This is a genomic window from Streptomyces sp. NPDC088915 (assembly GCF_044749825.1).
Taxonomy (GTDB): domain Bacteria; phylum Actinomycetota; class Actinomycetes; order Streptomycetales; family Streptomycetaceae; genus Streptomyces.
In genome coordinates this window covers 1-12,246 of sequence record NZ_JBIVIR010000039.1, presented here as the reverse complement: position 1 = coordinate 12,246, position 12,246 = coordinate 1, and the positions used below count along the sequence as shown (strand labels likewise).

Below are 12,246 nucleotides of genomic sequence, written 5' to 3'. Positions count from 1 at the left end.
CCGTGGCGGTGTACCAGCCTCCGGCTGACTGCCCGCCTTCGGCGGGCTTCGCCACGCGGAGTGACGGCCTTCGGCCGTCCGGAGCGGGGCGCCGCGGCGCCGCGGCTTCCGTGCGGTCCGTGCCCTCCGTGGCCTCCGTGTCCGCTGACCTGCTGGTTTGTGCCGGGCGGGACCGATCGGGGCCGAGGCCGGTCGGCCGGGCGGCGAGACGCCGGGTCTCGCCTCCGGCGAACCCGACGCCCCGACGCTCACGTTCAGTTACTAGACCAATTGCCATGCCTCCCAATCTAGATCAAGCACCCCGGGGTTTGTCAAGAACCTGGAGCTAACTACTTTCCGCAACATAGACATGGACCCGTCATGCGCGGACCGTAACCGACACCTGACGGCCCATCAGAAACGGCCCTCGGACGGTCCCGACCACCCGCGCGCCCCGGGCCCCTCCCTGCCCGGTGTCGACCGGGGCCGGCCGGAGTGCTCAACTCGGTTTTATCTGATCAGATTGACCGAGAAACCGCAGTTCAAGGCGCCTTTACTGGTCTCTCGCTACACTCTCCGGCATGTCTCGATCGTTTGTCGTCGCCGTGAACCCGGCGGATCTGGTGGGGCTTGAAGCCGCGGTGAAAGCGGGCCGGGAGGCCGAGGCCGCATGGCTGAAAGCGGCCCGGGAGCAGGCCGGTATCCCGGGGCTGAGGGGCCGCCCTCTCAGCCTGGAGCGGGAGCGGATCAGGGTGGAGCGGGCCCGGCTCCGGGAGTCCGGGAAGCTGCGGGGGAGTCGGGATCTCGTGGTGACCCGGGCCGTCCGTACGGAGCTGCGGGCCCGGGGGATGGACCGGGACTGGGACCCGATCCCGGCTCACGCGGTCTCGGCTCCGGGGCGCCCGGTCGGTACGGCCGCGCACCGGGAGGGCAGCGACGAAGACGGCAACACGCTGCTGGTGGGGCGGGTGACGGTGAAGCTCCCGGACGATCTGGCGGAGCGGCTGGTGCGCGGCTGCTACTGGGAGAGCGCCCCGGCGGTCGCGGCCTTGTGGGAGTGGGCGGTGCGGTGGGGGGACGGCCCCATGGGGAAGCTCAAGGAAGCCGCGCGGGCCGGGGCTCCGGCCGGGCTTGCGGCGCTGGTCGCGGCGATGGCCACCCGCGCGCCGGCCGACGCGCTGCGGGAGCGGGACGAGCTGCGGGGCCAGGTCGTGACGACCGGCGACGTCCTCCGGTCGGCTATCCGGCGCACCTGACGGCCCTGTACGGCCCTCTCCAGGCCCAGGGCGGGACGGTCGGCCCGGACGCCCAGAACGGCCCCGCACGGGCGTGTGCGGGGCCGTTCTGGCTTTTCAGGGGGCACGGAGGCTCCGTGCGTTCCGTGCGTTCAGTGCTGGTCTTCGGTGACCGTGACGACCGTGACGTGTTCGGCTTCGAAGGGCAGGTTCTCGAACTCCCGGATCACCGACTGGTCATCGCTGGTGGTCTCGATCGTCTCGCCCTGGGCGGTCGTGATGCTGATGCGGGCCATGGTGCCGGGTCTCCTACTTGTCGAGATGGGCAAGGGCGCGGAGCAACAGGGGGCGGTGTCCGGCGTAGAGGGTACGCCCGGCCTCGGCCAGCGCGGCTTCGAGCTGACCGAGGGAGGCGAACGGCCACCAGCCCGCGTCCGCCGCATCGTCGCCCGCGACGGCGGCCACCGGGGCGGGCAGCAGGTACAGGGCGACGGTGGAGGCGACCCACGCCCGGTCGGTGTTGCGCCAGTCGTCCACGACCCCCCGGCCGAGGATGACCGGGTGGTGGTCGGACAGGTCCACGTTCGTCTCCTCGCGCAGCTCCCGCGCCAGGGTCTCCGGGGCGGTCTCGCCCGGGTCGACCATGCCCCCGGGGATGGCCTCCTCGTGAACGTCGTCCCGGGTGATCAGCAGGACCCGGCGGTCCGGCCCCGTGCCCGCGACGACGATCGGGTCGGCGGCGGCGTTCTCGCCCCAGCGGCCCAGGTTCCGGCCGGTGCTGCCGGTGCGCCCCTGCGGGTTCAGGGGCCACCCCTGGGCGTCCAGCTCGAACGGGACGAGCGCGGCGGCCTGGCGCGCCGCCCAGTCCTGGACGTCGGCCGGCGTCGCGGCGGCCTCGGCCCAGTCGGGGACCTGGAGGGCCAGGGCCGCGGGCAGCAGCTCCGGCGGGGTGGCGTCGGCCGGCTTGTACTCCGGCCAGCTCACGGACCAGTCACGAAGGGCGGCGGGGACGGTGGTGTCGGACATGGCTGTCTCCTGTCGGATGGCGTGCGGGATGTGGTCAGACGGTGGAGTAAGGCCAGTTCGGAGGGCACGGAGGCTCCGTGCGTTCCGTGCCCTCCGTGCCTGTTAGAGAGCAGCGATCACCAGGGCCGCGACGCCCAGCCACAGCATGTGCCAGGACTGGTCCAGGGCGTACGCCCCGGTGCCCAGGGTGGGGGCGTACTCGCCCTCGGCGGTGACCGGGTGGGCCGGGTGGGTGGGGGTGCCGAGGGAGTAGAACTCCTTCTTCCCGCACCGGGCGGCCAGGCGCGCCAGGGTCGTGCGCCGGTCCGCCCACCAGTGAGAGGCCGCGTCAAGGCCGAGGCCGAGGGCCAGGCCGAGGACGCTCACGTCCAGGCCGAGGACGAGCACGACGGGGACCAGGACGAGCGCCTTCGTCACGGTGAGGCCGAGGACGTGACGGGTGCACGCGATCCTCCCGGGCCACCCGGGCAGTCCCTTGGTCGCGGCCTGGCATGACGACTGGACCCAGTGGTCCCCGACGCTGTGGGCGACGTACAGACCGATGAAGACGGCGGCGAAGGTGGCGGCGGCGTGGTTCATGATGGGAGTCCTTCCGCTGGTGAGCTGGTGGGAGGCCGGGGCGGTCCGGTCGGTTGGCACTGGCGGGCCGCCCCGGGTCGTACGTTCAGTTCCGTACGTTCAGTTCTTGCGCTCCGCGCTCTCCAGGTCGTCCGGGTCGAAGCCGCAGTAGTCCGCGAAGGTCTCCCGCTCCTTGCCGGAGAGGCCGCGGACGGTCACCTGTCCGTCCCGGGCCTCCGAGACCACTCGGCCGGTCTTCCCGACCAGCTCCGCCCGGTCGGCCAGCGCGCCGGAGACGCCCAGGACGCGGACCTTCTGGCCGATGGTGAAGCGGCCGTCCGCAACGGGCGTGCCGGGCTTATACGGGTCCTTGATGCGGCCCTTGTCCTCCGGGCCCCCGTCCTCCGCCCAGGTCTCCCAGGTGCTGGGCATGGCGCGGGTGAGGACTTCGCGGCGGTGCTGGGCGGTGCTGCGCGGGACGTCCATGGCCAGGGCGAGATCCTGAACGGTGCCGCCGCTGCGGGCGTGGGCCCGGACCACGGCGTCCCGGATGCCCTCCAGGCGCGGGATCAGCCGGTGGTCCAGGTCGTTGATCGGGGTGTACCAGTCGTGCGGCCCGGCGAAGTACGGGTGCCCGGCGGTGTTGCGGCCGGTACGCAGCAGCGCCATCGCCCACAGGGCCGAGTGGAACCAGTCGGCCATCACTCCGGCCTCCCCGCCGATGGCCTTCGCCTGGGCGGGGGAAAGGCTGATGGTGATGTCCACTCCGCCCATGCGGGCGTCGTCGCCGTACGCGAAGTCGATGGGGTCGGTCTGGCTCATGGTGGGACTCCTTCGTGGTGGTGGGTCTGGGTCGGATGGCCGGCGCCGGGCGGGGTGCCCGGCGCCGGAGGATCAGGCGAAGTGGCGGGCGGCGGCGGCGGTGAAGTTGTCGGCGGCCTTGATCGCGTGTTCCCGGAGCAGGTCGAGCCGCCGGGAGTCCGCGGCGCCGCGCAGGGCGTAGGACGCCTGGGCGGCCTCCGTGGCGGCCGGGGCCAGGGCGGGAACGAGGATCGAGACGCGGACCTTGGGCGCTTCGATCGCGGAGCGGGTGGCGTGCGACTCGGCGCGGGCCGCGGCGACGTGCTCCGGGTCGGCGCCGGACAGGCGCAGGTCCTCCCGGACGACCATGGCGCGGCGGTGGGCGGCGACGGCCGAGGCGAAGGCGGTGACGGCCTCCAGCTCCGTGTTGCGGCGCTGGTCGCCCCGGGCGACGTCCCGGGCGGTCCGGGCGGCGCGGTTGTTGATCAGTCCGGCGACGACGGCGCCCAGCAGGGTGCCGAGGACTGCAATCACGGTGGTCAGCATGGGTTCCCCCGGGGTCGGTGGTGCGGTGGCTGGTGGCTGGTGCGGGGTCAGACGGCGGGACTCAGCCGGATGCCGGCCGGGTGCAGCAGGACGGCCCCGACCAGGGCGACGGCGGCGCCCACCAGGAGCAGCACCGTGCGCAGGACGGCCGCGGTGGCGGAGCCTCCGGCGCAGCGGGCCAGGGTGGCGACGGTCGCGGTGTAGATGACGGCCGCGAAGGTGAGGGCGGCGGTGCCGGTCGCTCCCTGGTCGAAGGCGAAGAAGCCGACGAGCCCGGCCATGACGAGACCGCAGAGGGCGAACAGGCCGAGCAGTCCGGCGTTGACCTTGGCTTCCATGGGGGCCTCCCCTGTCGTCTGACTTGTACGGAACTTCGTACAAGGGAGACTGTACGGAACTCCGTACAAGCGCGTCAAGCGGTTCCGGGAAGATCTTTTGCCATGTCAACGCGCACGGAAGGCACTGCACCCACTGCACACACGGAGCCCCTGCCCAGGGTGGGCAGGGGCTCCGGGGTGAGGGTGGGTCAGTAGATGGTCATTCCGGCTTCGGGGACGTCGGGGCGCGGCTGCACGGTGAGCCGGACCGTGCCATCGGTCTGCGGCTCCATGCCAACCGCGTGCCAGGCTCCGTCCGCTCCGCCCAGGGCGTCCAGCTCGAAGGCACTGGCGGGCAGGCTGAGGCTTCCGCCGGCGTGCATCAGGATGGCCACGAGCATGGCGTGCGACATGTCCGCCGGGCTGATCTCGGAGGCATCCATCAGGCCGTGCCCTCCAGGTCGGCCGGCTCGATGCCCAGCGCCCAGTTGACGGCCGCGGCGGCGCGCGCCAGGTCCGCTTCCGGGATCGTCTCGTCCTCCCCGAGGTCGGTGAGCCACTGCGTGATCTCGTTCGGGTGCCAGCGGTCGAAGCCGTGCGGGATCTCCACGGCGACCATGGCCGCGCGCAGTTCCTCGTACTGCTCCGCGGTGGCGATGACCGGGGGCTTCCACGGCGGGGTGGTGAGCCAGCGGTGATACTCCAGCCGGACATACCCGCGGGCGTCCTCGGTCCACCGCGGGCTCCAGGGCGGGACGGTCCCTTCGAAGGTGGCGCCGGGGCCGGTGCCGCCCTCGGCGTCGAAGTCGCGGAGCGCGGCGGCGACCTGGAGGGCGTCGGGTGCGGCGGGCTCGTCCTGGGTGAGCCGGTCGACCAGGGCCGCTTCGCGCAGCAGCACTTCGCGGATCTCGTGGACGCCGGCGGGCGGGAAGTAGGCCGGGCGGCCGTCGCCCAGCTCCCGCCGGAGCCTGAGGAGTGCGACGGTCTCCCTGGCGATGGGCGGGGCCTCGGCGTACGCGGCCTCGGGGGTGATCTCCGGGAAGGTCATGCGGGGGTCTCCTTCATCTGAAACAGGCCGCCATCCTCGGCGGCCGGGACGGTCGTGCGCTTGCGGTTGGTCGGATTGGGGCGCCGGGGCGCCGGCATCCGGGCCGGGGTCGGGCTGCACTGCGGGCGGTGGGTCTCCCAGTCCTGGACGAGCACGGCCACTTCCGCGGCGCCGGTCGCGGTGCGGGTGCGCCCGCAGCGGCACGCGTAGGCGGCGCGCGGGGAAGAGTTGGCCGACCCGGCAATGATCAGGATGCCGGGCCGGTCCGGGGTCGGGGTCAGGTCACTCCGCATCGGGCACTCCGTCGCACACGTTGCAACGACCGACGGAGGCCGGGATCACGTACTGGCGTTCCGTGCGGCACTGCACGCACGTACGCCGGGCGCGCATCATCGCGTCGACCGAGCGCCACCGCCCGGGGGTCATCGGGCGGACCGGCCGGGCCAGGTCGACGCGGTACAGGTACGCGTGCTGCCACCCGTGGCGCCAGTAGCGGACCTGGGCCACGGGGTCGTGGCCGGCGGGGCGGAGGCCGCGCGCCCGGAGCTGGCGGCGGGTGGCCAGGCCGTCCGGGGCCAGGCGCTTGCGGTAGGTGGGGAAGGGCTCCGGCGCGGCCGGGGCGGGGTCGGGGTAGCGTCGTCGTCGCATCGAAGGCTCTCCTTCGGTGTCGAGACTCCCGGGGCGTGTCCGCGCCCGCGGGAGTCGCCCGGCGGGCCGGGGGCGATTGACGCGCCCCCGGCCCGCTTCGTTGGGGTCGGGTCAGCCGCGGGTCCGGTCCTGCCGGTACCGGCGGTACGCCTCCGTGGCCAGGCGCTCCGAGCGGCGGACGTAGCGGCGGGCCTCCCGCCAGGTGCCCAGCTCCGCGATCGTGTCGTCTTCGTCCGCGAAGGGGCCGCCCTTGACGAGCCAGCAGGGGTCCCCGTCCTCCGAGTCGACGCCCCGCGTCACCCAGTAGCCGGAGCGGCTGACCCAGATGCCGCGCCACAGGTAGTCGGCCAGGATGCCGAGGATGAGCACGACCGTGAGCCACCCGGCCGGGTCCTCCCCGAAGAGACGGTCCGTGGCGAAGACCGCGGAGCCGAGGACGGCCCCGAGGCCGAGACCCTTGAGCGTGTCCTTACTGATCATGTGAGCCTCCATCAGAGGGTCTGTACGGAGTTCCGTACAAGAGAGACTGTACGGAACTCCGTACAGGCGAGTCAAGCGGGTTGCGCAAGATCTTTGCTGTTCAGCAGGCACGGAAGGCACTGCACCCACTGAAAGCACTGCGGCCCCGCCCGGAGCTGGGCGGGGCCGCACCGGGCCGGACGCCTCGGTCAGTGGGTGACGAGACTCCGGGCCTCGGACTCGTCCACGAACACGGTGCGGACGGGCCGGGGGCCGTCGTAGTCCGCGAACTCCCCGCCCCCGCGTCCGGCCGGCACGCCGGGCGTCCTCGGCTCCGCGCCGACCAGCTCCCGGCGCACCCGGTTGCCGGTCGGGCCGAGGGTGAGCACGGCGGAGCAGTCGCGCAGGGCCACGGGCAGGAAGGGCACACCGGTCACGGAGGCCGAGGCCGCCAGGTGGTACCCGGCGACCCGGCCCAGAAGGGCGACGTCCTCCAGCGCGGCCGGGATGGGGCGCCGGTCCGCGCCGGTCCCGGCGAGCGTGCTGCGGAGCCGGTCGAGCCCGTCGACCACCAGCAGCCGACGCGCGGTGACGTCGAAGATGCCGGCCGCGTCGCGGCGCAGGATCTCCGCGTCCAGCTCCGCGGTGAAGTCGGTGACGGCCTGGGCGATGGCGTCGGGGTCGCGGTGGACCCGGATGCCCTCGGCTCCGTCCAGGCCGGTGAAGCCGACGCGCTTCGGGGTGAGCACCTGGACCTCCATCCCGTTGCGCGCGGCGTGGACGGCCAGCAGCCGGAGAGCCGACGTCGCGCCCCACCCGCTGTACCCGGAGATCAGGAGATGGGGCGTCACCTCCAGGTCCACGTTGCGGATTCGGTCGGTCCCGGCCTCGGTCATCAGCGGGACGAGCGTGGCGCGGCCGGTGTCGGTGTATCGCTGCACGGTGTTCTCCTTCGGGTTTCCGCGGTCCGGGGGAAGGGCTCCCCCGGACCGGAGGGCGGGATCAGACGAGCGCTTTGGCCCAGCGGGTGAAGACTCCCCAGCGGCTTTTCACCATGGAGACCCAGGCCGTGAATTCCTTCGCTGCGCGGAATACCGCGCCCCCGGCGAAGGCGTAGACGAAGAAGATCGCCCACCAGGGGAGCGACGATCCGTGGAGGGCCAGGAATGCCTTCGCGGTGAGGGTGGCGGCGGCGGTGACCGTGAGGGCGACGAGCACCCAGGCCGTCACGATGAGTGCGGCCGGGGTCCACTTCGGGAACTTCGCCCAGGCGGGAAGGTGGGATTTCCGGCCGGTCTCTTCGTCGGTTTCGGTGGTGGTGGTGCTGGTCATTTCTCCCCCTCGGTCAGTTCGGCGTATTCGGGGTGGTCTCCGAGGAACCACCCGCAGCGGCGGCACCATGAGTTGGCGCCTCGGTAGTCGTATCCGTCGCACGGATTCGGTTCGTTCGGGAACGGGGTCCGCTGGTCGAAGTTGAAGACCGGAGCGAATCGGACGGGGTTGTAGCCGCGGAACGTGAGCCGGTGATGGAGTGCGGCGTGCGCGTCCGCGATGGGGATTTCCAGGTTGAAGTTTTCCCGGCCTACCCGCTGTACGTCTTCCGCGTAGACGTACGCCCCTTTGGCGTCCGGGGCCATCTGCCGAACCATCTCGGAGATAGCCATGTCCGCCGCTTTCTGGACCCGGTTCCAGTGGTGGGCTTTCGCCCTCTGCCTTTCGGCTTCGGTTTTCCTGTTCCGGAAATACTGGAGGATTCCCATTGCTGCCTTTCCAGGGGGGCCGGTCCCGGAGTAGGACCGGCCCCCGGTCGTGATGGCTCAGTCTTCCTGTTCGCCGGATTCCGCGACCTGTCCGGCCTTCGGGCGGTTGCGCTCCCAGCGCTGCAACTCGGACGGGCGGTAGAGCTTTCCGCGCGTCTTCGGGTGGACCCCGACCGAGGGCGGGAATTCCTTTCCTCGGTTCTTGTCGCTCGATTCCTTGCGGAGCACGGAGAGGCTGACCGAGACGATTTCCTTGTCCACCGCTTCCTTAAGCGTGACCGGGGCGTCCGGGTCCGGCGCGGGCTCTCCGGCCTCCCCGGGGGCCTCGGCCGGCGCCGCGGCGAACAGGGCCTCCATGTCCGCCTTGAAGCCCTCGGCGTCCTCCCGCAGCGCCCCGGGGCCGCCCTGCGCGGGGATGGCCGGCAGGGGCTGCGTCACAGCGGACCCTGAGACGGTCATAGGGTCCTTTCCCAGGTCGACGGGGTGGGTGTGACCCTGAGACGGCTGAGACGAGCCCTGGAGGCCGCGGCCCAGCTCCGCCCAGGCGCGGGCCTCGGCGTCGGTGAAGAAGACCACCTGGGTTTCGTTGGCGACGCCTCCAAGGACCACCTGGGCGCGGCCGACGTGCCGGGTGCTCTTGGGTGCGGGCTGCACTTCGGGCACCAGCATGTTCCAGGCGTTCCGGGTGTAGCGCGCGAGAATGCGAGTGGCGAAGTTCTCGCGCATTTCGGGGCCGCCCAGCGCGTTCGCGGTGGCCGACTGGGCGACCATGAGAACGTGCATTTTCACGGCGCGGCCCATGAAAAGGATTTCGCCCAGCGCGTCCAGGGCCGGGGATTCCTTCGGGTCGGCGGGGCCGTCTTCGTCCGCCTTCGTCTTCCGGACGGACGCCCAATACCGCTTGAGCTTCCCAATGGTCGCGTTGGCTTCCTCCAGGAGCAGCGCCATACGCGGGCCCACGGGGGCCTCCCTGTCGTCACCCTCCCAGGCGTCGACAATCCGGTTACGTCGCTCCCCTTCCTCTCCGAGGGCAACGAGCGCATCGTGAATGTCTGCGATTTCCCGGTGATAGGCGACGCCGGAAAGACCACGGACCCACTTGTGAGAGTGCCGCTTGCGGTCGAGAACCGCGCCTTCCGCCCCGTTGCGCAAGAGCTGGGCGAAGATGGCGCGGAGGATGACCGACTTACCGCCACCCGTTCCGGCCGAGACCAGAACGTGAGGGGATTCGGCGTCCAGGTCAACCGAAATGGCGCGCCCACGGTGGGAAAGTCCGATGAGCGGTGCCGATTCGGGCATCCGCTCAATGAGCTTCTGAATCTCCGGGTCGGAGAAAAGGACCTTCGACGGGGGCCGGGGCGACTGTTTCACGAGAACGTGATGGTTCTTGCCCTCCGTGTGCCACGAAAAGGTGACGTCCTGGAGGGCGAGTTTGTTCGTCACCGTGGTCTTTACGGTGGCCTTGATTCCGTCCTCACCCGCGAAATCGGCGGGGAGGTCAATTCGGATTGCGTCGCCCGTGATGTTCGCGTAATCCACGGGGACGTGGATGTACCGGGAGGGCTTCGTGCCCTCGGGGTATCCCAGCTTTTCCCGGAGGGCGACGTGCAGCGGCCACACCCAGTCCCGCTGGTGGCGCCAGGTCACGGCCCCGTCCATGAGCCGGTATCCGACCCAGGCGGAGGCCGCGGAGCCGACCGTGAAACCGCCGGCCTGGAGCGCTTCGAGCGTGACCGTGGGGTCCTGGGCGTACCCGTAGCCGGTGCCCGCCACCGCGGCGCCCCCGGCCACCCGGTACCCGGCCCGCTCCAGCCTGGCCAGGTAGTCCCAGCGGTGCGCCTGGCGCCCGTCTTCCCGCTCCGTACGGGTGCCCCGGTGCGTCCAGGTGGCGTTGGTCCGCGGCTGTCCGTCCATCGGAGCGCCCGTCAGGAAGCGCCAGGACAGGACCGGAACCGCCGTGAACAAGCCCGCCAGGATCTCTTCTGCGACGCCTTCGTTCTGGTTCGTCTGCGGCTTCGCTTTGCGTGCCATCATCAGGTGCTTACTCCTGTTCCCTGTCGTGGATCAGAGGAGTTGGCGCGGTCCGTAAGGACCGGAGGGGCCGCGCCCGGTTGCGTCGGGCGCGGTCCCGTTCCCCCGTAACTGACTTCTGGTACTCCCGCATTCCTACTACGCGGGTCGGACATTGGGCTTCTGAATTTCCCTGGAAGGGAACTGACGCCCTTTCACGGAGGGGGGAGAATTCTCCCCCCTCCATTTCCAGGTGAGTTCAGAGGTACTGACCCGTACCGGTCCCGGGGGCCGCGCCCGGAGCGGTCGACGCCCGGCGGATCTCCCGGGAGACGGTCTCCGACGAGACGGGCTTGCCCAGGACGTCCGAGAGGTGGCGGGCGATCTGCTCCGGGTCCTTCTGGCCCATGCCGGTCAGCAGCCGGACGCCGGCCGCGATGGACGGGGGCCGCTGCTCCGGCACCCGCTCTCCCGACTCCGGGCCGTCGTGCTGCGGCGCGGGCTCCGGACGGACGTCCTTGTCCGTCCGGACGTCCGGACGCTGGGCGGTGCCGTTGACCAGGGCGTTCGTGCGGTTGTCCGGACGTCCGGCGGTGTCCGGACGGACACGGGCGGGGGCGGAGACCAGGGTGTCCGTCTGTCCGGACGTGTCCGGACGCGGGGCCTCGGCCGCGGCTTTCCTCAGCTCCAGCTCCCGCTCACGGCCCCGCATCGTGGTGGACCGGTCTGCCTCCATGACGTCCGCGACGCTCCAGCCATCGGCCACCGCGCGGTCCATCGCCAGGTCCGCGTCACGGCTCGCGCGGTGCCAGTCGTCGCCGTACCCGTCCTCGGCGGCGAGTCGGGCCAGGCGCAGTTCCTTCACAGCGGCCTCCAGGGAAGCGGGCTCCCGGGTCGGCGCGACGGCCGGCGCCTGGGTCGCGGCGACGGCGGCCGGGACGGCGACGGGCTCCGCGACGGGGGCCGGACGGACGGCCGCAAGCGCGTCCTGGATCTGGTGGCGCTCCCGCTCCGCGGCCAGCAGCTCCGCGGCGGCGGTGTTCTCCGAGTGCGCCACCTGGCGCCGGACCGAAGCCACGGCCAACTTCGCGTTCGCCTTCGAGATCTCCGCGGCGACCCAGTGGCGGTCCGCCTCGGACAGGTCGCGGTTGATGAACTTCATGATCCCCATCCAGAGGACCTTCGCGAACAGACTCACGGCCGCGCCGACGACGCCCAGGGCGACGTTGTGCAGGAGCAGGCCGTGCCAGAGGATCGCGCCCATGGTCGCGGCCAGCAGTCCCCAACCCAGGCGCTTCGCAAACGTCCGCTTCTCCTGGTCGAACCGGCTCAGGTACTCCAGCAGCACGTTGACCAGCCACGCCAGGTCGAAGACGACGGCCGCGGCGAAGCCAACGCCCCCGCCCAGAAGGGCGCCGATGCTGACCGTGGACCAGACGATCGTGACCACGGTGAGGACTCCGACGACCGAGACGCCGGCGCGCACGGCCAGGACGTCCCAGTCCCGGGGGAGCACGGGCACGGCAACGTCGTAGTGCTCCGGGACCTGATGGGTGATTCCGTCGTTCGTCTGCGGTACCCAGCGGGTCCGCTGCTCGTTCTTGAACTTCACGGGGGGTTCCTCTCGGGTCGTGGAGAGGTGACCAGCTCCGAGGCCATAGCCTGGAGTCGGTCCCTCTCGGGACTGGAGCCCGGCCGGGTCTTTGGATGGAAACGGCCGGGCTCGCCCTCCCCCGGGGGGGTGAGCTGTTATTGATAGTGCACTAGCACACTACACACGTCAACAGTTACTATCTGCGTAGTGGCCTAGCGCAGCGTGCGGCAGGGCCTTACCCGCTCATGGAAGGACTGGAGATCAT

17 protein-coding genes are annotated in these 12,246 nt (G+C 71.4%); 1 reads left to right on the top strand and 16 read right to left on the bottom strand.

Going from position 1 to position 12,246, the window contains the following annotated elements:
* Positions 1 to 560: 560 nt before the first annotated feature.
* Positions 561 to 1,235, top strand: a complete 675-nt coding sequence (locus tag ACIP5O_RS36665) for a hypothetical protein (protein ID WP_401302150.1) — start codon at positions 561 to 563, stop codon at positions 1,233 to 1,235.
* Between the two features lie 131 nt (positions 1,236 to 1,366).
* On the opposite strand, the gene ACIP5O_RS36660 is transcribed toward ACIP5O_RS36665, so the two are convergent.
* The 16 genes from ACIP5O_RS36660 to ACIP5O_RS36585 all read right to left on the bottom strand — a co-directional run bounded on the left by ACIP5O_RS36660 (position 1,367) and on the right by ACIP5O_RS36585 (position 11,999).
* Complete coding sequence (locus ACIP5O_RS36660; RefSeq protein ID WP_401302147.1) at positions 1,367 to 1,510, bottom strand: hypothetical protein; 144 nt, start codon at positions 1,508 to 1,510, stop codon at positions 1,367 to 1,369.
* Between the two features lie 13 nt (positions 1,511 to 1,523).
* Positions 1,524 to 2,240, bottom strand: a complete 717-nt coding sequence (locus ACIP5O_RS36655; RefSeq protein ID WP_401302145.1) for an NUDIX domain-containing protein — start codon at positions 2,238 to 2,240, stop codon at positions 1,524 to 1,526.
* A gap of 102 nt (positions 2,241 to 2,342) precedes the next feature.
* Positions 2,343 to 2,819, bottom strand: coding sequence for a transcriptional regulator (locus ACIP5O_RS36650; protein WP_401302142.1), 477 nt, complete (start codon positions 2,817 to 2,819; stop codon positions 2,343 to 2,345).
* Between the two features lie 99 nt (positions 2,820 to 2,918).
* Positions 2,919 to 3,620, bottom strand: a complete 702-nt coding sequence (locus ACIP5O_RS36645) for a hypothetical protein (protein WP_401302139.1) — start codon at positions 3,618 to 3,620, stop codon at positions 2,919 to 2,921.
* Between the two features lie 72 nt (positions 3,621 to 3,692).
* Positions 3,693 to 4,145: a protein kilB gene (locus ACIP5O_RS36640; RefSeq protein ID WP_401302136.1), complete on the bottom strand. Its 453-nt coding sequence runs from the start codon at positions 4,143 to 4,145 to the stop codon at positions 3,693 to 3,695.
* Positions 4,146 to 4,192: 47 nt separating this feature from the next.
* Positions 4,193 to 4,483: a hypothetical protein gene (locus ACIP5O_RS36635; protein ID WP_401302133.1), complete on the bottom strand. Its 291-nt coding sequence runs from the start codon at positions 4,481 to 4,483 to the stop codon at positions 4,193 to 4,195.
* A gap of 188 nt (positions 4,484 to 4,671) precedes the next feature.
* Complete coding sequence (locus ACIP5O_RS36630) at positions 4,672 to 4,905, bottom strand: pRL2-19 (protein ID WP_401302130.1); 234 nt, start codon at positions 4,903 to 4,905, stop codon at positions 4,672 to 4,674.
* The gene (locus tag ACIP5O_RS36625) at positions 4,905 to 5,510 is read right to left on the bottom strand and encodes a hypothetical protein (RefSeq protein WP_401302127.1); all 606 of its coding nucleotides are present in this window, start codon (positions 5,508 to 5,510) and stop codon (positions 4,905 to 4,907) included. The genes ACIP5O_RS36630 and ACIP5O_RS36625 overlap by 1 nt, the downstream gene beginning before the upstream one ends.
* Positions 5,507 to 5,803, bottom strand: coding sequence for a hypothetical protein (locus tag ACIP5O_RS36620; protein ID WP_401302125.1), 297 nt, complete (start codon positions 5,801 to 5,803; stop codon positions 5,507 to 5,509). The genes ACIP5O_RS36625 and ACIP5O_RS36620 overlap by 4 nt, the downstream gene beginning before the upstream one ends.
* Positions 5,793 to 6,158 (bottom strand): RRQRL motif-containing zinc-binding protein, encoded by a 366-nt coding sequence (locus tag ACIP5O_RS36615; protein WP_401302122.1) that lies wholly within the window; start codon positions 6,156 to 6,158, stop codon positions 5,793 to 5,795. The genes ACIP5O_RS36620 and ACIP5O_RS36615 overlap by 11 nt, the downstream gene beginning before the upstream one ends.
* Positions 6,159 to 6,269: 111 nt before the next feature.
* A complete protein-coding gene (locus tag ACIP5O_RS36610) occupies positions 6,270 to 6,638 on the bottom strand; it encodes a hypothetical protein (RefSeq protein WP_401302120.1) in 369 nt (122 codons plus the stop codon).
* A gap of 188 nt (positions 6,639 to 6,826) precedes the next feature.
* Positions 6,827 to 7,558, bottom strand: a complete 732-nt coding sequence (locus ACIP5O_RS36605) for a hypothetical protein (protein WP_401302118.1) — start codon at positions 7,556 to 7,558, stop codon at positions 6,827 to 6,829.
* 61 nt (positions 7,559 to 7,619) lie between these two features.
* Positions 7,620 to 7,949, bottom strand: coding sequence for a hypothetical protein (locus ACIP5O_RS36600; RefSeq protein WP_401302115.1), 330 nt, complete (start codon positions 7,947 to 7,949; stop codon positions 7,620 to 7,622).
* The gene (locus ACIP5O_RS36595) at positions 7,946 to 8,377 is read right to left on the bottom strand and encodes a hypothetical protein (protein ID WP_401302112.1); all 432 of its coding nucleotides are present in this window, start codon (positions 8,375 to 8,377) and stop codon (positions 7,946 to 7,948) included. The genes ACIP5O_RS36600 and ACIP5O_RS36595 overlap by 4 nt, the downstream gene beginning before the upstream one ends.
* A gap of 57 nt (positions 8,378 to 8,434) precedes the next feature.
* Entirely contained in the window at positions 8,435 to 10,411 is a 1,977-nt protein-coding gene (locus ACIP5O_RS36590; protein WP_401302109.1) for a pRL2-11, read from the bottom strand.
* 235 nt (positions 10,412 to 10,646) lie between these two features.
* Positions 10,647 to 11,999: a hypothetical protein gene (locus tag ACIP5O_RS36585; protein ID WP_401302106.1), complete on the bottom strand. Its 1,353-nt coding sequence runs from the start codon at positions 11,997 to 11,999 to the stop codon at positions 10,647 to 10,649.
* Positions 12,000 to 12,246 lie beyond the last annotated feature (247 nt).